The organism is Amycolatopsis keratiniphila (genome assembly GCF_000400635.2).
Classification (GTDB): domain Bacteria; phylum Actinomycetota; class Actinomycetes; order Mycobacteriales; family Pseudonocardiaceae; genus Amycolatopsis; species Amycolatopsis keratiniphila.
Genome location: NC_021252.1, coordinates 4,322,864 through 4,344,767, shown reverse-complemented (window position 1 = coordinate 4,344,767; position 21,904 = coordinate 4,322,864). Strand labels below are relative to the sequence as shown.

The window sequence follows — 21,904 nt, the reverse complement described above, 5'->3', positions numbered from 1 at the left end:
GCCGTCACAGCACCGCCGGTGGTCGGTTACCCGCCGCCTCGATCGCCCGGCGCACCGGGACCAGCCACACGAACACGAAACCGAGCACGAAGAAGATCACCAGCGCGATGATCGCGTACCGGAACGAGCCGGTGATCTGCCCGACCGCGGCGAACAGCAGGGGACCGAGCCACGACGTCCCGCGCTCACCGACCACGTACAGCGAGAAGTACTGCGCGTCCTTGCCCTCCGGGATCATCTGCCCGAACAACGACCGCGACAACGCGTTCGTCCCACCCAGCACCAGCCCGATCCCGACCGCCACCGCGTAGAACTGCAGCGGCTGACCGGCCTCGATGAAGAACGCGAAGCACAGCACAGCCACCCACGCCACCAGACTGCCCAAGATCGTCTTCTTCGCCCCGATCCTGGCCGCGATCGCACCATGGATCATCGCGCCGGCGTACGCCAGGAACTGGATCACCAGGATCGTGACGATCAGCACCTGGGTGCTGTACTTCAGCTCGTCCTTGCCGTACTGCGCCGACACCGCCACCACCGTCGTGATCCCGTCGGTGAAGACCAAGTAGCTCCCGAGGAACGCCAACGTCAGGGGATAGGCCCGCGCGTCCTTGATCGTCCGCTTCAGCTCCTTGAACCCCGCCGTCAGCACCGACAGGCCCCGCTCGCTCGACTTCGGCACGTGAGTCTGGGGGAGCGCCCGCACCGCCGGGAACGTGAACACCGCCCACCAGATCCCCGACGTCAGGAAGCAGATCCGGACGGCGAGCGACTCGCTCACGCCGAAAGCCTCGTGCCCGAGGAAGAACCCGAGCTGCAGCGCCAGCGCCAGACCACCGCCGAGATAGCCGAAAGCCCAACCCTTCGACGACACCGCGTCCCGCTCGTCCGGCTCCGCGATGTCCACCAGGAACGAGTAGTAGACGACCAGCGCACCGCCGTAGCCGATGTTGGCCAGGATGAACGTCCAGACCCCGACCTCCCAGTCCGTCCCCGCGATGAAGAACATCAACGCCGACGCCGCCGCACCCAGGAACGCGAACCCGCCGAGGATCCGTCGCTTGTGCCTGCTGCGGTCCGCGATCGCACCGGCGATCGGCAGCACCAGCACCTGGGTCACCGTCGCGACCGACAGCAGATAACCCCACAGCGACCCCGCCGGGAACTGCAACCCGAACAACGAGACGTCGCAGCTCTGCAGGGTGCTCGAAGCTCCACTCGAATCGGTGCACGCCCTGTCCCCGTTAAGGGTGAAATTCGCCTTCGCGTCCGCGGACGCGATCTCACTCAAATAGAGCGCTCCGAAGACGGTGATCACCGACGAATAGAACGGCGAATTGGCCCAGTCGTAGAGGTACCAAGCCCGCCACACCCGCTTGCGTTCACGGGTCACGGCCACCGTCATGCACAGCTCCTGAAGTCGAGAACGTCGAGGTCAGCGGGAGACTACTGGCGATCACACCCACGTGTCCGGCACGAGTCCGGACCGTGTTCGTTTCGACGCGAGACGAACCCTTCCCGGACACCTTCTCGACCATCGTCGGCGTGTCGCTGCCACGGTCCCCGTGTGTTTCGTGTGAGGCTGGTGAGCGAGCTGTGACTCTTGTGAAGCAAGTGTCCGGTATTTACTGTTCCGCTCATGAGGACCCATCGCCTTCGCACAGCACACCGCGTAGTGGCGAGAACGCTCCTGCTCGCCCTCGCCGTGACGGGCCTGCAGATCGCCACCACCGGATCCGCCGCCGCGGATCCCCACGGCTCCTACTGGGCCAAGCTCCGCATGTGTGAATCGAGCGGGCGCTACAACATCAACACCGGCAACGGCTACTACGGCGCCTACCAGTTCGACCTGCCCACCTGGCGCAGCGTCGGCGGCCAAGGTCGACCCGACCAGGCCACCCCCCGCGAACAGGACTACCGGGCCCTCTACCTGTACCGCATGCGCGGCTGGCAACCCTGGGAATGCGCCGGCAAACTCGGCTTCCGCAACGACAGTGACGCCCGCAGCAAACGCGTCCCGTCCTACGCCGAATCGGCCTACATCGGCGGGGGAGGACAGCCCGCCCCGCCGCCCGCACCCAAACCGAAGCCCACCCCGCCCGCTCCGCCCGGCGGCCCCAAACCCGCCTGGCCCGGCGTCGTCTACGCCTACGGCGACTGCGCCGTCCCGCTCAAGCAGTTCCAGCTACGGATGAACGCCTTCGGCTACGGCTTCACCGGAACAGGCTGCTACTACGACAAAACCCGCGAAGCCGTCCTCGCCCTCCAGCGCGCCAACGGCATCAACGACTCCGGACGGCTCGGCCCCAAGACCTGGGACGCCGCCTGGAACGGCAAACCACCCCGCTGACCCCCTCGCGTTTAGTCCTCTGAATGCGTGTGAGCGCATTCAGAGGACTAAACGCGGATCAGGAAGGCCACGAGCCCCGCTCCCGAAGCACCTCACGCAGCAGGTCCGGCCGATCCGTCACGATCCCGTGCACCCCCAGATCCAGCAGCAAACGCATCTCCGCCGGATCGTCCACCGTCCACGTGTGCACTTCGAAACCCCCACGCGCCGCCTGCCGCAGGAACGCCCGGTCCACCACCTTCAACCGGCCCTGCCGCACCGGCACCTGCGCCATCGCACCCCGCGACAACGCCCGCAGGGAGAACAGCGGCAAGAACCCGTTCGCCCACATCACCGCCACCGACCGCGGCCCCATCGCCGTCACCAGCTTCGGCCCCGCCAGCTTCCGGATCCGCGCCAACCGCGCGTCGGAGAACGACGCCGCCGCCACCCGGTCATGCGCCCCGGACCGCTCGATCGCCCGAACGAAGGGCTCCACCGCGTCGTTCGACTTCACGTCGATGTTGAACCGCGCCTCCGGCAGCTCCTCGAGCACGTCCTCCAGCCGTGACAACGGCGCACGACCGCCGATCTTGACCGTCCGCAGCTGGGCCCACGTCTGCTGTGAGATCAACCCGGTGCCATCGGTCGTCCGGTCCAACGACGCGTCGTGATGCACGACCACCACGCCATCCGACGTCGCGTGCACATCCGTCTCGAGATAGCGGTAGCCCTCCGTCACCGCCTGCTGGAAGGCGGGCAACGAGTTCTCCAGTCCTTCCAGGTCACCGAGGTGCCAGCCCCGGTGGGCGAAGGCACGCGGAAGCGGATCGGCGAGGTACGGAAACAGTGTCGGCACCCCACTAGTGTGCACTTCGGTCGTGGCCCCGGCATGATCGTCGGGTGGCCAGCTAGGGTCTGAACCGTGAGGGAAGTGGCCGAACACCCGAAGACGTCCGCCGAAGAGGTGTCCGAGCTACGCCGCGCCGGGGCACCCAAACACTGCGGATGGTGCGGCAGGCGCCTCGAACAGGGCGGCAACGTCGGCAGGCGCCGCCGTTACTGTGGGCAATCGTGCCGCCAGCGGGCCTACGAACGGCGAACCGCCCTGCAGCGCAGCGGTCTCCCCGAAGACGCCGTCGTCCTCTCCGACACCGAGATCGCCACCCTGCAGGACCGGCTCTTTCAGCTCCGCTGCGCCGCGGAGGACGTCGTCACCGCGGCCGACGACGGCGCCTCCGTCGCCGAACTCCGCAGCCTGGCGGGCGAAATCGCCCAGGCCGCCAAGGACCTCGAACAACTCCGCTGACCTACACGATCCCGTCCAGCGCCCGGTACGTCCGGTTGCTCGCGGCCGCCGCCCGCTGCTCACGACCGGTCGCCTCGATGTAGTTCTGACTGGTCGCCAGGCTCGCGTGCCCCAACAGTGCCATGATCTCCGACGCGGTCGCGCCGTCCTCCGCCAGCCGGGTCGCGAACGTGTGCCGCAACGCGTGGAGGTTCGCCCCGACCGGCACCCTGTCGTGCAGGCCCGCCCACCGGTAGCAGGACTTGACCAGGTACTCCAGCGCGCCCCGGCCGATCGGCTCGCCGGCACGATCCCGGAGGAGGGGAGTGGAGGGCCCGAACCGCTGCTGCGGGAACCGGCGGCGACAGGAGGCGAGGTACTCCTCGATGATCTTCTCCATGATCGGCTGCACCGGGATCGACCGGTCCCGGCTTCCCTTGCCGTGGACGTGCAACCGCATCTCGCCCTGACGGCCGACCAGCGACCGCGCCGTCAGCGCCCGCATCTCCGCGGCACGCAGCCCGGCGACCAGCCCGAGCGCGATCACCAGGACGTCCCGCTCCGGCCACGGATCCCGGGTCCGGCGCGCACCGTCGGCCGCGGCCGCGAGTAGCTGCTCCGGGGTTTCCTCGCCCCGCAAGGGTTTCGGCGTCAACGGAGGCGCCTTCGGCCGGGCGACGGCGCCCATCGGATTGCCCGCGAGCAGCCCGTCGGACACACAGAACGTGAGGAACTGGTTCCAGGTCGACCACGCGCGCAGGACCGAACTCTTCGCGTGAGTGTCGGCGAAGGCACCGAAGGCGTTGCGAAGTGCCTGGGCGGTGAGCATCTCGACCATGAGGTCGTCAGGGGAGCGGTCCAGCTCGCGGAGCAGAAGAGCGGTGATGCCGGCTAGGTCGCGGCGGTAGGCGTCGGTGGTGTGAGGAGAATCCTTACGGGGACGACGTGCGGCGAAAAAGGCTTGCTGTGCCTCGGAAACCCTCATGAACATCTTGTACCGCATGGCACCGACAGTCTTACACTGGGTTATATTCCGTTTCATGCATAATAGTGATTATGCATGAAACGGAGCGATGGGTCCGGACACCCCTCGCGGGGGATCTCGGTTCTCCTGTCGCTCTCTGAGATGTCATGAAAGGGTCGTTCCTGACGTTTTTCGTCCTGAACGACCCTTTCATGACACATCCGGCCCCAGGGGCCGCGGACATCGTCGACCTGGCCGACTCGGCGGGATCTGCCCGCGACTGACGCCTCCATTGATCATCTTCGCTCCGAGGCGTCCGGATCGATTCGTCACAGTGACGTATTGAGGTCGAGTGATCGGGCATCGGTTCTTCGCCCTCGGGGGTGTCCTGAGGCACCCTGGAGCCTCAGGACACCCGGCACCGCAGAGAGAACGGGAGGGGTCCTGTCGGCGTCGGACGTGGCGAAGGACGCTTTCGCTGCGTGACATGCGGTGAAGGACGCTTTCGGCCCACCCTGGAGGCCCCTCTCAACCGCCGTTATCCAGGTCGTCCAAAGTGCCGATAATGTACATTATGTCAAGTAAGCGGCATGTGGTTCGATCCCCCCATGACCCCGACCGAAACCGACCTCGCTGACGCCTTGACCGCGGCCAACCGTGCGGCCGTCACAGACCTGTTCCGCGACAACCCCGGCCACACCTTCTACTACGTCACGCTGACGACGCCCGGCGAAGCGTTCGGTCCGGCACTGTCGGCGTGGTCGCACGAAGCGCTGGCTCAGCGAACCGACGCTGACGAGGTCCGCTATTCCTACGCCGATTCGCCGTTCTCGATTTTGGGTGAGAACCATCTGAAGCCGGTCCGCGATCTGTTCGCCGCCCGGCCGGCGGTGTACGACCTTGACGACGAAGCCTCCGAGGCCGAGTTCGATCTTCGACTGCGCGCGATGGAGACGGCACTGCACAGGCTGGCCGACGAAGGACTGTTCGGTGTCGGCGTGGCTCGCGGGGAAATCCTGATTCTGGCCGAGGTCGTTCCCGAGGACGAGGACAACGTCGCCCGGGCTCGGCGGCTCAACCCGTCTGGGCCGGCGCTGGATGCTTGGCTGGCCTACTGGGGCGTCGGCTGATACACGACACAGGATGTCGCGTATTGGGTGGAATGGTCCTGTCATGGAATCTCGGCTCAATCCGTACATCAGGTTCAACGGGCGCGCGCGACAGGCGATGGAGTTCTATCAGGAGGTCTTCGGCGGCAAGCTGGAAATCCGCACGATCGCGGACTTCGGTTCGCCCGACTCCCCTGCCGCTGACAAAGTGATGCACGCTCGTCTCGACACCGCGGACGGATACACGCTGATGGCTTGCGACGTCGATGGCCAGGTCGAGGACGTGCCGCACTCCCCTGGCAACAATGTTGCAGTTTATCTCGGCGGCGGCGGCAAACTTCGCGAATACTTCGAAAAGTTGTCTGTCGGCGGGACCGTGACGATGCCTTTGGAGAAACAGCTTTGGGGTGACGAAGCCGGGGCGCTCGTGGACCTGTTCGGTATCTCCTGGATGGTCAACATCACCTTGGACTGAGCTAGGGTGATCCCCGAATACCGATTCTGGGGGTTGCCGAAATGTCCGAGAGCACCGCTGTGCGTGTCGATCCGTCCAACGAGCGGATGTTGAAGGCGTGGGACGGGGACGACGGCTCGTTGTGGGCGAAGCGCGCGCAGCGTTTCAACGACGGTGTCGCCGCGTACCGGGACCTCTTCTTCGCCGCGGCCGATGTCCAGTCGGCGGATCGGGTCCTCGACGTCGGCTGCGGTGCCGGTCAGACGACGCGGGATGCGGCCCGGCTGGCCGTCGCGGGTTCGGCGCTGGGTGTTGATCTCTCGAGTGAGATGCTCGGTGTCGCTCGTCGGCTCGCCGAGGAGGAGCATGTTCCCAACGTCGCGTTCGAGCAGGCGGACGCGCAGGTCCATCCGTTCGCCGAGGCGTCGTTCGACGTGGTGATCAGCAGGCATGGCTCGATGTTCTTCGGTACTCCCCTGGCCGCGTTCGGCAATCTGGCCAGGGCGACCCGGCCGGGTGGCCGCCTGGTCCTGCTGACGTGGCAGCCGTTGCGGCTCAACGAATGGATCACCACGTTCCGGACGATCTTCGCGGCGGGCCGTGAGGTTCCGTCGGCGGATCTCGCGCTCAGCCATCCGCGAGAGATCGAAGAGTTGCTGACCTCCGCCGGGTACGTCGACATCGGGTGCACGGCGGTGAACAAGCCGATGTACTTCGGTGCGGACGTCGACGACGCGGCCGAGTTCATCGTCGAGCAGCACGGTGGTCGGTTGGCTGACCTGGATGACACCGCGCGGGACGGTGCCATCCAGGCTCTGCGTGCGGATCTCGCTGAGCACCAGGCCGACCGGGGCGTTTTCTACGGCTCGGCGGCCTGGCTCGTCGAGGCGCGGCGTCCTTGACCTACTGCTTGCGGGCGATCAGGTAGGCCTGCGGGGTGTTCTCGAACTCCTCGGACGGCTCGCGAACGAGGGTGGAGAGCAGGCTGAAGCCGGCCTCCCCCAGTTGTGCGGCGATCTTCTCGGGCGTCAGCCGGTAGGCGTCGCAGGAGATGTCGTGGCCGTACGCGTGCTCGATGTGGCGTACCTCGTCGCCTACCTGGAAGGCGAGCAGCAGGTGGCCGCCCGGGGCGAGGATCCGGTGGAAGTCGGCGAAGATCTCCGGCAGTCGCTCCCGCGGTGTGTGGATGATGGAGTACCAGGCGACGACGCCGGCGAGTGAACCGTCCTCAAGGGACAGTCCGGGCATCTCCCCCAGCTGGAAGTCCAGATGTGGGTACCACTTCCGGGCGACGGCGAGCATACCCGGAGAGAGGTCGACGCCGTGGATGTCGAGCCCGAGCTGGTGGAGGTACTCGGTGATGCGGCCGGTTCCGCAGCCGATTTCGGCGACGCGGCCGCCGCCGGCGGCCTGGACGAGCTCGGTGTACGCGCCGAGGACGGCTCGGTCCCAGGTGGATCCGGCGAGGTGGTCGCGGAGGAGTTCCGCGTAGTCGGCCGCGACCGTGTCGTAGGCGGTGCGGGTTGTTTGGAGGTAGTCGGTCACGGCGGTGACCCTAGACCCGGGCACCGACAACAATCGTCGCGTACAGCTCTTCGTCGGTGATCACTTCGGGGGTCAAACCGTTGTGTGCCATGGCTTCCGCGGTGCTCGCGGCTTGGCTTTCGCCGGTTTCGATCAGCAGGTGCCCGGTCGGTGAGAGCCAGTGGAGGGCTTCGGCGGCGACCCGGCGGTGGACGTCGACGCCGTCGTGGCCGCCGTCGAGTGCGACGCGGGGTTCGTGGTCTCTCGCCTCGGGCGGCATCATCGCGATGGCGTCGCTGGGGACATACGGGGCGTTGACGACCAGGATGTCGACGCGGCCTCGTAGCGATGCGGGAAGTGGTGCGTACAGGTCGCCTTCGAAGACCTCTCCCCCGGCTTGGGCGACGTTCTTGCGTGCGCAGCGGACGGCGGCGGGTTCGATGTCGGCCGCGTAGAGCCGGATTTCGCCGAGTTCGGCGGCGATGGCGGCGCCGAGTGCGCCGGTTCCGCAGCAGAGGTCGAGGACCACCGCTCCTGGTCCGGCGAGGGTGACGGCGTGGCGGACGAGCAGTTCGGAGCGTTGCCGTGGCACGAAGACGCCGGGTTCGACGGCGATGCGGAGCCCGTGGAATCCGGCCCAGCCGAGGATGACTTCGAGTGGTTCGCCGTCGACGCGGCGTTGGACCATGGTGTCGAGCTCGGCCGGGGTTCGGGCTTCGGCGGTGAGGAGCCGGGCTTCGTCTTCGGCGAAGACGCACCCGGCCGCCCGCAGTTCGTCGATGATGGTCACTTGTCCCGCAGTCTGGTGAGGATTGCGTCGAGGGCCTCGCGGACGGTGTCGGGGACGCCGTTGGTGCGCAGGTCGGTGAGGAACTGTTCGTTGAGCCCGCCGGGGGTCATGTGTTTGCCGGTGAGGGTTTCGAGGGAGCCGTTCTGTTCGGCGAGGGATTGGCCGAGCTGGCCGAAGATGTGGCTGGTGAAGGCGGTCGCGGTGGTGTCGTCGATGCCCTGGTCGGTCATCCAGGCGGCGATGGTGCCGAGGTAGTCGAGGTGGGCGGCGAAGGTGGCGGTGGCGCCGCTGAAGATGTCGAGGTCCTTCTCGGCGGCGGGGACGACGCTGCCGCCGATGCTGTCGAAGAGGGCGCGTGCGGCGGGGTTGTCGGGGTACATCGCGGTGAGGCTCTGGCGGCGTGCGGCGGGCGGCAGCGGGATGCTCCGGACGACTTCGCCGGCGGGGGCGGCCCAGTCGCGCAGCCGGTCGAGGGGGACGCCGGCGAGGGCGCTGATCAGGACGTGTTCGGGGCGGAAGGTGAGGTAGCGGAGGACTTCTTCGGCGATCGGCGGGCGGACGGCGAGGATGATCGTCGTGGCGCTGTCGACGACGGCTTGGTTGCTGTCGCGGACTTCGACGTTGGCGAAGCGAGCGGAGAGTTCTTGTCCGACGCTGCGGCTGCGGGGTGAGAGGAAGATCCGTGGCGGGTCGGTGATGTCCTTGCTGAGGCCTTCGACGATGGCGGCGGTGATCTCCCCCGCGCCGATGAATCCGTAGTCCATGGTCAGGCTCCCGTGTGGCCGTCGACGCGTTCGCGGATGAGGTCGGCGTGCCCGTTGTGGCGGGCGTATTCGCCGATCATGTGGAGGTAGAGCATGCGGAGTGAGAAGGGGTTTCCGCCGAGGTCGAAGGTGTCGTCGAGGGATCCTTCGGCGGCGGCCTCGTCGGCCAGCCGGATCTCTTCGAGGAGGATGTCGTAGGCCTCTTCGGCTTTGGCGGCGTCGAGGACTTCGAAGTCGTGGTCCTTGCCGAGGGCGGGGTCGTAGAGGGGTTCGATGTCCTGTGCGGCGTAGCGCAGGCGGAACCAGAAGCGTTCGACCTTGGCGAGGTGCCGGACGAGGCCGAGGAGGGTCATGTTCGACGGCGGGACCGACGCCGTGGCGAGTTGTTCTCCGGTGAGACCGGCCAGCTTGTGGAGGAAGGTGCTGCGGTGCCAGGTCAGCAGGGAGGGCAGGAGGATCCGCTCGTCGGCGGCGGTGTCGCCGGACGGTCGGGTCACCTCGGGGGCGGTCCATGTCATAGCGGCGATCATGCCATCGGGTGACGTGGGGTTCGTGGTGCGCCGGCTGGGGTGAGCGGGGTCACGTGAAAGGGGCTGAATCCTTTTGCGGGGTTCCCGGCTCTTGTAAGGGCCGGGACAAGCCCGGCGCGGGAGGAGGTTCGTCGTGGAGGCCGATTGGCCGCGGGATTCGCTGATCGTGGCGGCGCAGGGCGGGGACGCGTCCGCCATCGCCGCTTTGGTTTCGGGTTCCCATCCGCATGTGCAGCGGTTCGCGCGGTCGTTGTGCGCTTCGCCGGAGGACGCGGAGGATTCGGCGCAGGAGGCGCTGATCATCCTGTACCGGAAGATCGGCTCGCTGCGGGCCACCGGTGCGCTGGCGTCGTGGATGTTCCGGATCGTGCGCAACGAATGTCTCCGGCGGGCGCGCCGGGCGTGGCGTGGTGACGGTCTGGCGGATTCCGTGGTGATGGTGTCGGCCGAAGAGGACGCCTTGGATCGGCTGGAGGCGCAGCGGGTGGCCGCGGCGATCGCCGAGTTGCCCGCCGATCAGCGTCGCGTCTTGATCATGCGTGACATCCAGGGCCATTCGGGCCGTGCGGTGGCCGACGCGCTCGGGCTGAGCCCGGCCGCGATGAAGTCCCGGCTGCATCGCGCGCGGGCGGCGGTTCGTGCCTCTCTCGACATCCCCTCTTCCTGACCTTCTGTTGAGGAGTCTTCAATGCTCGAAATCGGTTCCACGGTGCCTGATGTCGTTCTGGTGGACACGTCCGGGCAGGCCGTGCGGCTTGCGGAGTTCCGTGGCACGGGCGCCGTGTTGATCTACTTCATGCGGTCGACGTCGTGCCCGGTGTGCAACGGCCATGTGAAGGATCTCGTGGCGCGTGCGGAGGAACTGGCCGCCGCCGACGTGCGGGTGCTGGTCGCCGTCCCGGAGGACCGGGCGGAGGCCAAGGCGTGGCGGGCGAAGCGCGGGGTGCCGTTCCGGGTGGTGACCGGTCGGGGCGGTACGCCGCACGAGGCCTTCGGATTGGGGAAGAAGCTGCTGCAGCAGTCGGGCAGTGTGCTGTTCGACCGGGACGGGGTGGTCCGTCACGCTCATGCGGCGACCATGCCGACCGGCGCTTATGACAAGAAGGGCATCGCCAAGGCCGTCGAAGGGCTCGCCAGGGTGCGTTGACTGAAGGTGTGAATCGGTGCTTCACTTCTTGGGTGCCGTATCGACGTACACCGAAGGTCCAGGAGCGGTTGGACGCTCAGCGCGACGCCGTCCTGGCCGCCGCCATGGAGCAGTTGGCCGAGCGCGGGTACGCGGGCTGCTCGGTGGCGGCGGTCGCGGAACGCGCGGGCGTGGCGGTCGGCAGCGTGTACCGCCACTACCCCACCAAGGCCGCGCTGGTCGTGGAGTTGTTCCGCAAGGTCGTCACGCGTGAGGTCGAGGCTGTGCGCGAGGTGTCGGAGCGGCCCGGTACGCCCGCGGAGCGGGTCGTGGCGGTCTTCGACACCTTCGCGAGCCGGGCGTTGAAGACCCCGCGGATGGCGTACGCGCTGCTGGCCGAGCCCGTGGACGCGCCGATCGAGGCCGAGCGGCTGGTGTTCCGGCGTGCGTTCCGTGACGTCGTGGCCCAGCACGTGGCCGACGGTGTCCGGTCCGGGGTCCTGCCGGCCCAGGACGCGGACGTCACCGCGGCGGCGCTCGTCGGCGCGGCCGCCGAGGTGCTGATCGGCCCGTTGACCACCGGCGGCGCGGACGAGGTGTCCGGGCTGCGCACTTTCGTCCTGCGTTCCTTGGGAGGTTCCGATGCCGGTCACTCATGAGGTCACCAATCAGGTCCCGCCGCTGGCGGAGTACGACGTCGCCGCCGATCCGGCCCTGCTGGAGGGGCTGGAGCGGGCGGGCGCGGGCTGGGCGGTGGCCGAGGTGCACGCGCTCGGCAGGCTCGCCGGGAGCGAGCAGGCGCAGGAGTGGGGCAGGCTGGTCAACGAGAACGAGCCGGTGTTGCGGACGCACGACCGGGTCGGGAACCGGATCGACGAGGTCGAGTTCCACCCGTACTGGCACGAGCTGATGGACGTCGCGGTGTCCTATGGGCTGCACGCGGCGCCGTGGCGGGATCCCCGTCCGGGCGCGCACGCGGCGCGGGCGGCGAAGATGTACGTGTGGGGGCAGGTCGACGCGGGGCACACGTGCCCGATTTCGATGACGTACGCGGCGGTGCCCGCGTTGCGGTTCAACCCTGAGCTGTCCGAGCGATACGAGCCGTTGCTGGCGGCGACGGATTACGACTTCGGGCTGCGTGAGCCGAGTTCGAAGCGCGGGCTCATCGCCGGGATGTCGATGACGGAGAAGCAGGGCGGTTCCGACGTCCGGGCGAACACCACCACGGCGCGTCCGCTGAGTGACGGCAGCTACGTGATCGTCGGGCACAAGTGGTTCACCTCGGCGCCGATGTCGGACATGTTCCTGACGCTGGCCCAGGCGCCGGGCGGGCTGTCGTGCTTCCTGCTCCCCCGTGTCCTGCCGGACGGCTCGCGCAACGGGATCCGGCTCCAGCGGCTGAAGGACAAGCTGGGCAACCGGTCCAACGCGTCGTCGGAGATCGAGTACGACGACGCGATCGGCTGGCTGATCGGCGAGGAGGGGCGCGGGGTGCGCACCATCATCGAGATGGTGAACAACACCCGGCTGGACTGCGCGGTCGGGAGCGCCGCGGGGATGCGGTACGGCGCCGTGCGGGCGATCCACCACGCGCGGCATCGTCGCGCGTTCGGGGCGAATCTGGTGGATCAGCCGCTGATGGGCAATGTGCTGGCGGATCTCGTCGTGGAGTCCGAGGCGGCGACGACGGTCGGGATGCGGCTGGCGTCGGCCACCGACCGGCCGGATGACGAGCAGGAGCAGGCGTTCCGGCGGCTGGGCTTGGCGGTGACGAAGTACTGGGTGTGCAAGCGCGGTCCGTCGCACGCGGTGGAGGCGCTGGAATGCCTGGGCGGGAACGGGTACGTCGAGGAATCGGGGATGCCGCGGCTCTACCGTGAGGCTCCGCTGATGTCGATCTGGGAGGGCTCGGGCAACGTCGCGGCGCTGGACGCGCTGCGGGCGATGGCGAAGCAGCCGGAGTCGGTGGCGGCGTATTTCACCGAGGTCGAGCAGGCGTCCGGTGCCGACGCGCGGCTGGACGACGCGGTGGGCAGGCTGCGCAAGGAGCTGTCCGATCTGTCGGACATCGAGTACCGGGCGCGGCGGCTGGTCGAGTCGATGGCGCTGGTGCTGCAGGGTTCGCTGCTGGTGCGGCACGGGACGCCGGCGGTGGCCGACGCGTTCTGCGCGTCGCGGCTGGGCGGCGACTGGGGTGTCGCGTTCGGGACGCTTCCGTCCGGAGTGGACACGCGGGCGATCATCTCCCGCGCGGAGGTCTGAGCGGAGGCGTCGTGCGCGATCGGCGATCTCGCGTGATTGGACGGCGCACTCGCGTGATTGGAGACGTATCTCGCGTGATCGGGCGGCGAACACATTCCGGACTCTCGGTACCCGTATGACCACGTGCAGCGGCGGTCCGGCCGATTCACCCGGCCGGACCGCCGCTCAGCACTGCGAACAGCCGCAGGATTGCGGAATTCGGGTGCATGCAAGGGCTCTTGGGTCGGCTACGTTCCTCGGTCATGGTTTATCGCCGAAGATGCCTGGTCCTGGTTCCCGTGGCGCTGTTCGCCGCCGGTTGCGCGACGGCCGCCCCGACGCCGATCTTCTCGGCGGCGAGTCCGGAGACTTCCGCGGAGAGCGCGCCGATGTTGGGGGCGGCGGCCCCGTCCGGCGCGCCGTTCGTGGCGGCGGACGGACGGGATCTGAGGTCCTGCGCCGACGGTGAGTGCGAGGTGGTCGTCCGGACCGGGGACCAGATCCCCAACGACGGCGGCGCCGGACCGCTCTCGGTCACGGTCCAGGCCGGGAAGGTGGGGCTCGCCCCGGCTTCGGGCGGAATGGGCGCCGCGGTGTCCGGTCCGCCGGGGATGGCCCATCAGATCAACCGGCAGGTGATCGTCGTCGTCGCGGTGCAGGGCGACGAAGGGATCGTCCGGCTCAGCCGGAAATAGCCACGCGCATCACGGAGAGCGCCAAGGGGCCTCTCAACGGCCACCACGGTTTGGGACGAAGGTGCGTTCTGTACCTACTAGTATGTACGCCATGCATGCGATGCAGTACGAGATCACCCTCCCCGCCGACTACGACATGGGCATCATCCGCGACCGCGTCGCCACCCGCGGACATCTGCTCGACGACTTCGGCGGTCTGGGGCTGAAGGTCTACGGGATCCGTGAGCGCGGCGTCGACGGCTCGACGCTGAACCAGTACTCGCCCTTCTACCTGTGGCACGACGAAGCCGGGATGAACGCCTTCCTCTTCGGCGGCCCGTTCAGCGGCATCGTCGAATCCTTCGGGCGTCCCGCCGTGCAGCACTGGACCGTGCTCGGCTTCGAGGAGGGACCCGCGTTCGGCGCTTCCCCGGTCGCGGCGGGAAAGCACGTCATGCGGATCCCCGACGAGACCGACCCCGTGGCCTTCCTCGGCGAAGCTCTCGACGGGCTTCACGAGCACCTGCGCCAGGACGGCGCGCATTCGGGCGCGCTGGCCGTCGACCCGCGAACCTGGCAGGTCGTCCGCTACACCCTCTGGGCAGGCGAGGCACCGGAGTCGGACGAGGTCCGGTACCGGATCCTCCACCTGTCCTCGCCGCACCTGGATCGGCTGCGGCGAGGACGGCAGTGGGATCAGCCGAGCAGCGCGGCGAACAGCGCACCGGGATCGGCTTCAGGCGGACCGGCGGGCCACTGATCCCGGTACGGGTACCAGAGCCCGTCCTTGCCCAGCCGCACCTGCACCCCGGTTCCGTGGACGGTGCAGTGGTTGCGTTCGACGTCCAGGCCTTCACCCGGATTGTCCACGACCTCGGCGAAGGCGGCCCGCGCCCGGCCCATCGCCTGTGACGGCGGTGTCCACGCGGTCTCCAGGACCTCGAGACCGGCTCGGCCACCGTGCCGCCAGGCGAGCACCGAGCGGTCGAAGTCCTCACCGTTCTCGGCCGGGCGCAGCCTGTCGGCGGCCTCCGGACGAGTCGCGGCGAGCCGGACGGCGTCCTGCTTGCGGGTGAGCTTCGGCTGCGACTCCAGCAGCGCACCGGCCATCTGTCCCGCGTTGGCGACCAGCAGGGCGAAGGCCTCGGCCGGGATGCCGGGTGCCCCGGGCACGGTCGGGCCTCCGGTGGGCGCGAACGCGGCGAGATCCGGCAACGGGCCGGGCTCGTCGGCGTACGCCCGCTCGGCGTCGATGTCGTCGTCACCGGTGCGCACGAACCGGGGCGCGTTGCGCCGCTGCAACTCGTCGAGCAGCTCCCGCTCCCCCTTGCCGCGCATCAGCAACAGCACGAAGGGGTCGGCGTCGAGCAGCCACGACGCCTGGAACGACAGCGCCGCGGCGTGACGGCACGGCAGCTCCCAGCCGGGGCAGTCGCAGTCCGGATCGAGGTCACCGATCCCGGGCAGCAGATGCACCCCGGCGTCGTCGGCGGCCTCGACGAGGTCGTGCGGCATGTCCCGGTCCAGCAACGCGGCGAGATGCCCGGCACGCGAGGCGACCCGGTCGAGGAACCGGTCCCATTCGTCCCCGGTCAGCTCCGCGAGCCGGACCTCGGTGCGGTACTGGCCCTCCTGATCGTCGACCACCGCCGCGATCCGGCCCGGGCTGACCGTGATCGGGCCGACCCGGCCCGCCGCGGCGTACTTGCGGCCCTGTTTGAGCTGCTGGAGGTCGAGCGCGGTGTCCTCCATCGCGCTGATCCAGGCGCGGCCCCACCACGAGCGGGCGAACTGACCTCGTCCACCCTGGGCACCGAAAGCGGGGAAACCGCGGACGCGGTCATCTGGCGTGCTCATCGGCGGCTCCTCAACTCGACCAGATCGGCCAGCTCCTCGTCGGTCAGTTCGGTCAGGGCGGCCTCGCCGCCGGCGAGCACCGCGTCGGCGAGCGCGCGTTTCTCCCGCAGCATCGCCGCGATCCGGTCCTCGACGGTGCCCTCGGCGATGAGCCGGTGCACCTGCACCGGCCTGGTCTGCCCGATCCGGTACGCGCGATCGGTCGCCTGGTCCTCCACCGCGGGGTTCCACCAGCGGTCGTAGTGCACGACGTGATCGGCGCGCGTCAGGTTGAGCCCGGTGCCCGCGGCCTTGAGCGACAACAGGAACACCGGAACCTCACCGGCCTGGAACCGGCGCACGAGCTCCTCGCGTTTGGGCACCGGGGTGCCACCGTGCAGCAACTGCGTGCCGATCCCGCGCTGCGCGAGATGCCGTTCCAGCAGCCGCGCCATCGCGACGTACTGCGTGAACACCAGCACCGCGCCATCCTCGGCGAGGATCGTGCCCAGCAGTTCGTCGAGCAGCTCGAGCTTGCCCGACCGGCCGTCCAGCACCGCTTCCGACGGCTCCTTGAGGTACTGCGCGGGATGGTTGCAGATCTGCTTGAGCCCGGTGAGCAGCTTGACGATCCGGCCGCGGCGCGCGATGCCCTCGCTCCCGGCGATCTCGGCCATCAGCTCGCGCACCGTCGCTTCGTACAACGCCGCCTGCTCGGACGTGAGCGTCACCGGCCGGTCGGTCTCGGTCTTGGCCGGCAGCTCCGGCGCGATCCCCGGATCGGATTTGCGTCGGCGCAACAGGAACGGGCGGACGAGCCGGGCGAGGCGTTCCGCGGCGTCCGGGTCCTTTCCGGACTCGACCGGTTTCGCCCACACGCGGCGGAAGTCGGCCATGGTGCCGAGCAGGCCCGGTGTCGTCCAGTCCAGGATCGCCCACAGCTCGGCGAGGTTGTTCTCCACCGGGGTGCCCGTGAGCGCCACCCGCGCCGACGACGTCAGCGTCCGCAACGCCTTCGCCGTGCCGGAGCGGTGGTTCTTGACGTGCTGGGCCTCGTCGGCCACCAACAGTCCCCAGTGGACGGACCCCAGCGGTTCCGGGTCCACCCGGAGGGTGCCGTAGGTGGTGAGCACGAAGCCGTCGCCGAGGTCGTCGAGTGAGCGTTCGGTGCCGTGGAACCGCCGCACCGGGACACCGGGGGCGAACTTGGTGATCTCGCGTTCCCAGTTCCCCAGCAGCGAGGCCGGGCAGACGACCAGCGTCGGGCCGTCCGCGCGGTGCAGATGCAGCGAGATCAGCGTGATCGTCTTGCCGAGCCCCATGTCGTCGGCGAGACAGCCGCCGAGCCCGATCGAGGTCATGGCGGTGAGCCACTGCAGGCCGCGCATCTGGTAATCGCGCAGCGTCGCGGCCAGGCCTCGCGGCGGAGCCTGCGGTTCCGGTGGGGCGAGCAGCCGCTCCCGCAACGCGGCGAGCCAGCCGTCGGTGAGGACGTCGACGCGTTCACCGTCGATCTCGGTGGTCCCGCTCAGAGCGGCACCGAGCGCGTCGATCGGAGTGAGCGGCTTCAACGCGCGATCCCGCGCCTTCGCCGCGAGCGCCGGGTCGACGAGCACCCACTGATCCCGCAACCGCACGACGGGACGGTGCGCCTCGGCCAGCGCGTCCATCTCGGCCGCCGTGAGCGGCGCGCCACCGAGGGCCAGCTGCCAGTCGAGCTGCAGCAGCGTGCCGCCGGCGAAGAACGACGGAAGATCGGCGGGCGGGGCGTCCCCACCGCCGACGACCGCCTTCGCGCTCAGGTCGCGCGCGAGATCGGCGGGCCAGTGCACGTCGATGCCCGCCGTGGCCAGCAGCGGGGCCGCGGTGGTGAGCAGTTCGGTGATGTCGGTGTCGCCGAGCCCGACCTCGTCGGGGACCGCGGCGCCGAGCAGCGGTTCCAGCGGCGGCCACAACTGCGCGGCTCGGCGCAACGCCAGCATCACGTCGATTCGCGCCCGCGGGCCGAACCGGTCGTCGCCTGCCCAGAGCGCGGCGGCGTCGATCAGGACGCCGGGGTCGGCGAGGCTGTGCACCTGGACGACCCCGCTGAACCGGCCGATCGTGAAGTCGTCTTCCGGCGCTTCGATCCGGATCGAGACCCGGACGCCGGAATCCAGCCCGGCCGCGACCTCGGCCGCCCAGTCCCGCAACTGCGGAACGCGGTGCGAAGGCGCGGCGGCGAACGCCTTCACCCCAGCGGCTTGAGCGGCGGCGGGCGTGCGGGGAAGGGTGTCGGCCACGGCGTCCAGGAACGCGCGCAGCAACGGATACCGTGCCGGAAGCAGGTTTCCCTCACCCGGGATCGCCCGCGCTCGCGCGGGCATCGCTTCGGACAGCTCGCGCAGCCAAGCGGCGTCAGCCGGTTCCAGCGGGCCTGCGCGCCAGGCGTCCACATCGGACTCCGTGAGCCCGGGAAGCAGCCTGCCCGCCTCGGCGAGCTTCAACGCCGCCGTGGCGGCCGTGCTCCAGAAACGCGCGGAGGGGTCGTCGCTCTCGTTGAGACGCAGCAGCGCGGGGAGCGCTTCGGCCATCGGCAGCCGGACACACGGCACGGTGACGACCTCGGGGAGAGCGACGGTCACCTCCCCGGTTCCCGGCGTGTTCCCCTCGGCGTTCCAGAAGACGAATCCGCTGGTCCGAGGGGGGTTTTTCGGTTCGAAAGCGACACTGCCGAAGCCGTCGTGAGACGCCACTCAACCCCAATCTCTGTACGGTGTACAGTTCAGGATAACACAACTCCGTACACCGTAGAGAGAATGTGATGACGGACGCGGAACACACCGGAGCGGGGGATCCACGGCGGACCATCGAACTGCTCTGGGGCGTGCGCGAGAAACCCCGCCGCGGCCCCAAACCCAAGCTCACCGTCGACGAGATCGTCACCACGGCGATCGAGATCGCCGACGCCGAGGGCATCACCTCGCTGTCGGTGCGCCGGGGCGCGGACAAGCTCGGCGTCTCCCCCATGACGATCTACACCTACATCCACAGCCGCGCCGAACTGCTCGACCTGATGATGGACCGGGTCCACGGTGAACTGACCGACCCCCCGGCCAGTCACGACTGGCGGGTCACGATGACGATCCTCGCCGAGGACGCCTGGGAGATGTACCACCGGCATCCCTGGATGCTGCAGCTCACCACCGGCCGTCTCCCCCTCGGCCCGCACACCTTCGCGAAGCACGAACGCGAGCTGAAAGCCGTCGACGCCATCGGGCTCACCGACCTGGAGATGGACGCCGTCGTGGCGATGGTCAACGGCTTCGTCCAGGGCATCGCACGCGGCTCGGTGGAATCGGCGAGTCTCGTGCGACGCTCCGGCCTGACGGACATGGAATGGTGGACGGCCAGCGCACCCGTCCTCGCGGAGATCCCCGAAGCCGACGCCGGCCTGTTCCCGCTGGCGGCACGCATCGGGCAGGCCGCCGGGGAAGCCCACGGTGCGGCGAGCGCGCCGCTGCACACCTTCCGGTTCGGGCTGGCGCGGATCCTGGACGGGGTCGAGCAGCTGGTCACCGGTGGTTCCGGTACCTCGGGGACCGAGCTTCCCTCCTGAGCGTCGTCGCAGGTGTCGATTCGGATGCCGGTGGTGGGCTGAAGGCTCCCTTCGCCGCGTCTGATGCGATGAAAGGAGCCTTCAGCCCACCACCGGCACCGCGCACGAACACGACACGTTCGACCTTCTCATCAGCCCCAATATTCGGTGCTCGTGAGTGATTTGGGTCGTTCTAACGACCCAGATCACTCACGACCAGCCCTCCCGGTCGGCAAGCCCGACGCAGGCCGTGGCCGGGGTCAGTTACCGCGTCGTCGCAGCCGGCGGTAGAGCAGCCACAGCGCGAGCGCGACCGGCGTCAGGACCGCCGTGAACAGGATCCCGGCGAACATCCCGTACCCATGCGGGTCCCACGACAGCCCGGTCGCGCTGAGCACCACCCTGCCGACGAGCAGCACGATCACCGCCACGACACCGACGAACGCGCCGAGCACGACGCGACGCACCACCGCCCTCGTGGCTGTCACTTCGGATCGGGAGTGCAGACGGTCAGGAAGGACTTCCGGTTCTCGCGCTGCACGTCCGCAGCCTCCATCCAGCCGCTCCGGCCGAACAGGTAGCTCCCCGCCGGATGCCCGGCCGACTCACGCAGTACCTGGGCGAGGTCGGCCTTGGCGCCGAAGGCTTTCGGGCCGTCGACGGCGATGTTGACCGAGCCCGCCTTGGTCCAGTCGTACGCCGCGGGCAGCGGTGTCCGGACCTGGAGGCCACCGGCGTCCGCGGCGGAACCGCCCAGCAGGTCCAGCCGCTCGACCCGCACGCCTGGCTTCGGCGCGGCCCACACCTGTTCCGTGCTGTTCCGCGTGCCAGAGTCGAAGGTCAACCTCAGCCCGGTGACGCCCTCGCATGGGGTGCCCGTCCACAGTTTCAAGACGCCGCCATCGACGCGGAACCCGGCCTCCGGCGGCAGGGACGGCGCGAACTGCGCCTTGGTGTCGCACGCCGCGGTCACCGCCACCACGAGCAACGCGGCGCAGGCCCGCTTAGTGATATCCGCCATCGGTGAGCCCCGCGTCTTCCTCGGTTTCGTTGCCGCCGGTGACCTGCTCCCACGCGTAGGAGGCGAGGAAGCCGGCATAGCCTTCGCGTGCCCATTGCTGGGAGTGGCGCTCCTCGTGGTGCAGCAACCGGTCCAGGTCGAGCGAGCCCTGGGACGCGCCGTTGTCGTCCTCGTACCAGGCGTGCCCCGACTTCACCACCTCGCGAAGTTGCTGCGCCGGATCCTTCGCGTCGTCGATGTTCAGCATGAACGTGTCGCCCCAGGCGGTCCCGCCCTGTTGGCTGAACTGGTCCTGGATGAGGTTCCCGCCCAGGCCCATCATCATGCCGTTCGGGGTGGTCACCAGCCGACCGCCGTTGCCGTGCACGAAACCCACGTCGTCGTCGTAGCTCCAGGAGTTCTCCCGTTGCCGGTCGGTGATCCGCCGCAGTTCCTCGGATCCGTACGGGGTCGGCGCGAAGTCGGTCTTCTCGCCTTCGGTGCCGTAGTCGGTGCCCGCGTTCAGGATGTAGGTCATCCGTACCGCCTTGGCGGCGTCGTCCCCGCTGATGTCGGCCGGCATCAGGAAGTACGACTTGTAGGTCCCGTCGCCGTCCTCGTCCTCGCGGATCTCTTCCATCCCGTCGAGGACCTTGAAGTCCTCCGGCGTGATGTCGTGCTCGTCGGCGATCTTCTTGATGGTGTCGATCGATACGCCCCGGCGTACGGCGTTCTCGAGCCACTGCCGGTAGTGCCCGGACGCGGGTGGCCCGCTCAGCAGCCCGGCGTCGCGCAGCGCCTGCTCCATCTCGACGACTCCGGCGTCGATCTGCCCGGCCTTCTTGGCGCCTGCCAGATCGGTCGCCTCGTGGTCGCTGATCTGGCCGTCCTGTACGAGCCCCATCACCCGGGCGAGGGCCGCGTCGATGCTGGTCGCCGCGGTGAGGATCGCCTTGGTCTCCTGCTCCAGCTGCTTCCGGATGGTTTCGCGGTGCCGCTGGGACTCGGCACGCTCCTCGGCCTCGAACCGTGACTTCGGCGGTGGGTCGGCGGGTTTGCCGTCCACGATCGCGCCGTCGGCGGCGATGCTGAACTGGTAGGTGCCGGCGAGGGAGTCGTTGTTGGCGACCCTGGTCTTCAGCGCGGACACGTCGTCCGACGCGTTCTGCAGGGCACGTTCGACGGCGGACAGTTCCGCGATCAGGATCTCGGCCTTGTTCCGTGTGTCGCCCAGCGAACCGCGGGCGCGCTCGCCGGCGGGGCCGCGCCAGTCGGGCAGTTTCCTGGCGTCGTCGAGTTCGTCCTGCAGCCCGATGAGTTTGTCCCGACGACCACCCAGGTCGGTGGCCGTCGCGTTGAGTGCCTCGGCGTCCCACTTGCGGACGTCGTGGTAGCCGACCGTCATCCTCCGAACGCCTCCTCCGCGGAGTTCTCGTTTTCGGAGTACGCCTTGGCGGCTTTGGTGATCGATTCGCTCCAGCGGTCGATCTCGCCGGCCCAGCCCTTCGCGCGCTCGGTGCACGTCGATGCCAGCGTGGGCGCGCTCTTCGCGGCCTCTCCGCCGGGCAACGCCGTCGCTATCGCGCCCAAACCGGTGCCCGGTTCCACGGCTCTGGCCTGGTCCGCGGCGGATCCCGCCGCCTTGGCCGCGGCCCGCAACTGACCGATCTCGACCTCGTATCCGCTCACAGCGGGACC

General features: G+C 68.9%; 25 protein-coding genes. 12 read left to right on the top strand and 13 right to left on the bottom strand.

Annotated features, from left to right (window positions below; translation table 11 throughout):
• Positions 1-4: 4 nt before the first annotated feature.
• Positions 5-1,405, bottom strand: coding sequence for an MFS transporter (locus tag AORI_RS60860; RefSeq protein WP_016334318.1), 1,401 nt, complete (start codon positions 1,403-1,405; stop codon positions 5-7).
• 270 nt (positions 1,406-1,675) lie between these two features.
• Here AORI_RS60860 and AORI_RS60855 point away from each other — a divergent pair, with 270 nt between their 5' ends.
• Positions 1,676-2,350 carry a transglycosylase family protein gene (locus AORI_RS60855; RefSeq protein ID WP_016334317.1) on the top strand — a complete coding sequence of 225 codons (675 nt, stop codon included), beginning with the start codon at positions 1,676-1,678 and terminating at the stop codon, positions 2,348-2,350.
• Positions 2,351-2,408: 58 nt separating this feature from the next.
• On the opposite strand, the gene AORI_RS60850 is transcribed toward AORI_RS60855, so the two are convergent.
• Positions 2,409-3,188, bottom strand: a complete 780-nt coding sequence (locus AORI_RS60850; protein WP_016334316.1) for a glycerophosphodiester phosphodiesterase family protein — start codon at positions 3,186-3,188, stop codon at positions 2,409-2,411.
• A gap of 66 nt (positions 3,189-3,254) precedes the next feature.
• On the opposite strand from AORI_RS60850, the gene AORI_RS60845 reads away from it, so the two are divergent.
• On the top strand, positions 3,255-3,638 hold the full coding sequence (locus AORI_RS60845; protein ID WP_007034383.1) for a hypothetical protein: 384 nt from the start codon (positions 3,255-3,257) through the stop codon (positions 3,636-3,638).
• 1 nt (position 3,639) lies between these two features.
• On the opposite strand, the gene AORI_RS60840 is transcribed toward AORI_RS60845, so the two are convergent.
• Positions 3,640-4,620 (bottom strand): tyrosine-type recombinase/integrase, encoded by a 981-nt coding sequence (locus AORI_RS60840; RefSeq protein WP_016334315.1) that lies wholly within the window; start codon positions 4,618-4,620, stop codon positions 3,640-3,642.
• Positions 4,621-5,189: 569 nt separating this feature from the next.
• On the opposite strand from AORI_RS60840, the gene AORI_RS60835 reads away from it, so the two are divergent.
• The 3 genes from AORI_RS60835 to AORI_RS60825 are packed head-to-tail and all read left to right on the top strand — an operon-like array spanning position 5,190 to position 7,046.
• Entirely contained in the window at positions 5,190-5,711 is a 522-nt protein-coding gene (locus AORI_RS60835) for a DUF4303 domain-containing protein (RefSeq protein ID WP_043848835.1), read from the top strand.
• 43 nt (positions 5,712-5,754) lie between these two features.
• The gene (locus AORI_RS60830; RefSeq protein ID WP_016334313.1) at positions 5,755-6,165 is read left to right on the top strand and encodes a VOC family protein; all 411 of its coding nucleotides are present in this window, start codon (positions 5,755-5,757) and stop codon (positions 6,163-6,165) included.
• 41 nt (positions 6,166-6,206) lie between these two features.
• A complete protein-coding gene (locus tag AORI_RS60825; RefSeq protein ID WP_016334312.1) occupies positions 6,207-7,046 on the top strand; it encodes a class I SAM-dependent methyltransferase in 840 nt (279 codons plus the stop codon).
• Between the two features lies 1 nt (position 7,047).
• Here the strand turns inward: AORI_RS60825 and AORI_RS60820 are convergent, their stop codons facing one another.
• From AORI_RS60820 to AORI_RS60805, 4 genes are read right to left on the bottom strand one after another with little or no spacing between them, the layout of a single operon-like run.
• Entirely contained in the window at positions 7,048-7,689 is a 642-nt protein-coding gene (locus tag AORI_RS60820) for a class I SAM-dependent DNA methyltransferase (protein WP_016334311.1), read from the bottom strand.
• Between the two features lie 10 nt (positions 7,690-7,699).
• Positions 7,700-8,458 (bottom strand): putative protein N(5)-glutamine methyltransferase, encoded by a 759-nt coding sequence (locus tag AORI_RS60815; RefSeq protein ID WP_016334310.1) that lies wholly within the window; start codon positions 8,456-8,458, stop codon positions 7,700-7,702.
• Positions 8,455-9,222, bottom strand: a complete 768-nt coding sequence (locus AORI_RS60810) for an NAD(P)-binding domain-containing protein (RefSeq protein WP_016334309.1) — start codon at positions 9,220-9,222, stop codon at positions 8,455-8,457. Before AORI_RS60810 ends, AORI_RS60815 begins: the two co-directional genes overlap by 4 nt.
• A 2-nt stretch (positions 9,223-9,224) precedes the next feature.
• Positions 9,225-9,740 (bottom strand): DinB family protein, encoded by a 516-nt coding sequence (locus AORI_RS60805; protein WP_016334308.1) that lies wholly within the window; start codon positions 9,738-9,740, stop codon positions 9,225-9,227.
• Positions 9,741-9,885: 145 nt separating this feature from the next.
• On the opposite strand from AORI_RS60805, the gene AORI_RS60800 reads away from it, so the two are divergent.
• From AORI_RS60800 to AORI_RS60775, 6 genes are all read left to right on the top strand, one after another.
• The gene (locus AORI_RS60800; RefSeq protein ID WP_016334307.1) at positions 9,886-10,419 is read left to right on the top strand and encodes an RNA polymerase sigma factor; all 534 of its coding nucleotides are present in this window, start codon (positions 9,886-9,888) and stop codon (positions 10,417-10,419) included.
• Between the two features lie 21 nt (positions 10,420-10,440).
• A complete protein-coding gene (locus AORI_RS60795; protein WP_016334306.1) occupies positions 10,441-10,899 on the top strand; it encodes a peroxiredoxin family protein in 459 nt (152 codons plus the stop codon).
• 32 nt (positions 10,900-10,931) lie between these two features.
• On the top strand, positions 10,932-11,537 hold the full coding sequence (locus AORI_RS60790) for a TetR/AcrR family transcriptional regulator (RefSeq protein ID WP_043848118.1): 606 nt from the start codon (positions 10,932-10,934) through the stop codon (positions 11,535-11,537).
• Complete coding sequence (locus AORI_RS60785) at positions 11,521-13,140, top strand: acyl-CoA dehydrogenase family protein (protein WP_016334304.1); 1,620 nt, start codon at positions 11,521-11,523, stop codon at positions 13,138-13,140. The genes AORI_RS60790 and AORI_RS60785 overlap by 17 nt, the downstream gene beginning before the upstream one ends.
• A 242-nt stretch (positions 13,141-13,382) precedes the next feature.
• Positions 13,383-13,814, top strand: coding sequence for a hypothetical protein (locus tag AORI_RS60780; RefSeq protein ID WP_051552895.1), 432 nt, complete (start codon positions 13,383-13,385; stop codon positions 13,812-13,814).
• 91 nt (positions 13,815-13,905) lie between these two features.
• Complete coding sequence (locus AORI_RS60775) at positions 13,906-14,553, top strand: DUF4865 family protein (protein WP_043848834.1); 648 nt, start codon at positions 13,906-13,908, stop codon at positions 14,551-14,553.
• Here the strand turns inward: AORI_RS60775 and AORI_RS60770 are convergent.
• Together AORI_RS60770 and AORI_RS60765 are read right to left on the bottom strand one after the other, a co-directional pair.
• Positions 14,490-15,650: an SWIM zinc finger family protein gene (locus tag AORI_RS60770; RefSeq protein WP_016334302.1), complete on the bottom strand. Its 1,161-nt coding sequence runs from the start codon at positions 15,648-15,650 to the stop codon at positions 14,490-14,492. The two genes, AORI_RS60775 and AORI_RS60770, sit on opposite strands and share 64 nt — an antisense overlap.
• A complete protein-coding gene (locus AORI_RS60765; RefSeq protein ID WP_016334301.1) occupies positions 15,647-18,364 on the bottom strand; it encodes a DEAD/DEAH box helicase in 2,718 nt (905 codons plus the stop codon). The genes AORI_RS60770 and AORI_RS60765 overlap by 4 nt, the downstream gene beginning before the upstream one ends.
• A 68-nt stretch (positions 18,365-18,432) precedes the next feature.
• Here AORI_RS60765 and AORI_RS60760 point away from each other — a divergent pair, with 68 nt between their 5' ends.
• Positions 18,433-19,227: a TetR/AcrR family transcriptional regulator C-terminal domain-containing protein gene (locus tag AORI_RS60760; RefSeq protein ID WP_043848117.1), complete on the top strand. Its 795-nt coding sequence runs from the start codon at positions 18,433-18,435 to the stop codon at positions 19,225-19,227.
• A gap of 239 nt (positions 19,228-19,466) precedes the next feature.
• Here the strand turns inward: AORI_RS60760 and AORI_RS60755 are convergent, their stop codons facing one another.
• The 4 genes from AORI_RS60755 to AORI_RS60740 are packed head-to-tail and all read right to left on the bottom strand — an operon-like array spanning position 19,467 to position 21,895.
• Positions 19,467-19,694 carry a hypothetical protein gene (locus tag AORI_RS60755; protein ID WP_228688386.1) on the bottom strand — a complete coding sequence of 76 codons (228 nt, stop codon included), beginning with the start codon at positions 19,692-19,694 and terminating at the stop codon, positions 19,467-19,469.
• The gene (locus AORI_RS60750) at positions 19,691-20,227 is read right to left on the bottom strand and encodes a hypothetical protein (protein WP_016334298.1); all 537 of its coding nucleotides are present in this window, start codon (positions 20,225-20,227) and stop codon (positions 19,691-19,693) included. The genes AORI_RS60755 and AORI_RS60750 overlap by 4 nt, the downstream gene beginning before the upstream one ends.
• On the bottom strand, positions 20,211-21,611 hold the full coding sequence (locus AORI_RS82920) for a WXG100 family type VII secretion target (RefSeq protein ID WP_016334297.1): 1,401 nt from the start codon (positions 21,609-21,611) through the stop codon (positions 20,211-20,213). The genes AORI_RS60750 and AORI_RS82920 overlap by 17 nt, the downstream gene beginning before the upstream one ends.
• Positions 21,608-21,895 (bottom strand): hypothetical protein, encoded by a 288-nt coding sequence (locus tag AORI_RS60740; protein ID WP_016334296.1) that lies wholly within the window; start codon positions 21,893-21,895, stop codon positions 21,608-21,610. The genes AORI_RS82920 and AORI_RS60740 overlap by 4 nt, the downstream gene beginning before the upstream one ends.
• Positions 21,896-21,904: the final 9 nt, after the last annotated feature.

Bases quoted from the DNA above. Each gene is read 5' to 3' on its own strand.
- AORI_RS60770 (WP_016334302.1), bottom strand. From the start codon at position 15,650: ATGAGCACGCCAGATGACCGCGTCCGCGGTTTCCCCGCTTTCGGTGCC.
- AORI_RS60760 (WP_043848117.1), top strand. From the start codon at position 18,433: ATGACGGACGCGGAACACACCGGAGCGGGGGATCCACGGCGGACCATC.
- AORI_RS60780 (WP_051552895.1), top strand. From the start codon at position 13,383: ATGGTTTATCGCCGAAGATGCCTGGTCCTGGTTCCCGTGGCGCTGTTC.
- AORI_RS60825 (WP_016334312.1), top strand. From the start codon at position 6,207: ATGTCCGAGAGCACCGCTGTGCGTGTCGATCCGTCCAACGAGCGGATG.
- AORI_RS82920 (WP_016334297.1), bottom strand. From the start codon at position 21,611: ATGACGGTCGGCTACCACGACGTCCGCAAGTGGGACGCCGAGGCACTC.
- AORI_RS60860 (WP_016334318.1), bottom strand. From the start codon at position 1,405: ATGACGGTGGCCGTGACCCGTGAACGCAAGCGGGTGTGGCGGGCTTGG.
- AORI_RS60785 (WP_016334304.1), top strand. From the start codon at position 11,521: ATGCCGGTCACTCATGAGGTCACCAATCAGGTCCCGCCGCTGGCGGAG.
- AORI_RS60805 (WP_016334308.1), bottom strand. From the start codon at position 9,740: ATGACATGGACCGCCCCCGAGGTGACCCGACCGTCCGGCGACACCGCC.
- AORI_RS60840 (WP_016334315.1), bottom strand. From the start codon at position 4,620: ATGCGGTACAAGATGTTCATGAGGGTTTCCGAGGCACAGCAAGCCTTT.
- AORI_RS60830 (WP_016334313.1), top strand. From the start codon at position 5,755: ATGGAATCTCGGCTCAATCCGTACATCAGGTTCAACGGGCGCGCGCGA.
- AORI_RS60750 (WP_016334298.1), bottom strand. From the start codon at position 20,227: ATGGCGGATATCACTAAGCGGGCCTGCGCCGCGTTGCTCGTGGTGGCG.
- AORI_RS60775 (WP_043848834.1), top strand. From the start codon at position 13,906: ATGCATGCGATGCAGTACGAGATCACCCTCCCCGCCGACTACGACATG.
- AORI_RS60795 (WP_016334306.1), top strand. From the start codon at position 10,441: ATGCTCGAAATCGGTTCCACGGTGCCTGATGTCGTTCTGGTGGACACG.
- AORI_RS60835 (WP_043848835.1), top strand. From the start codon at position 5,190: ATGACCCCGACCGAAACCGACCTCGCTGACGCCTTGACCGCGGCCAAC.
- AORI_RS60810 (WP_016334309.1), bottom strand. From the start codon at position 9,222: ATGGACTACGGATTCATCGGCGCGGGGGAGATCACCGCCGCCATCGTC.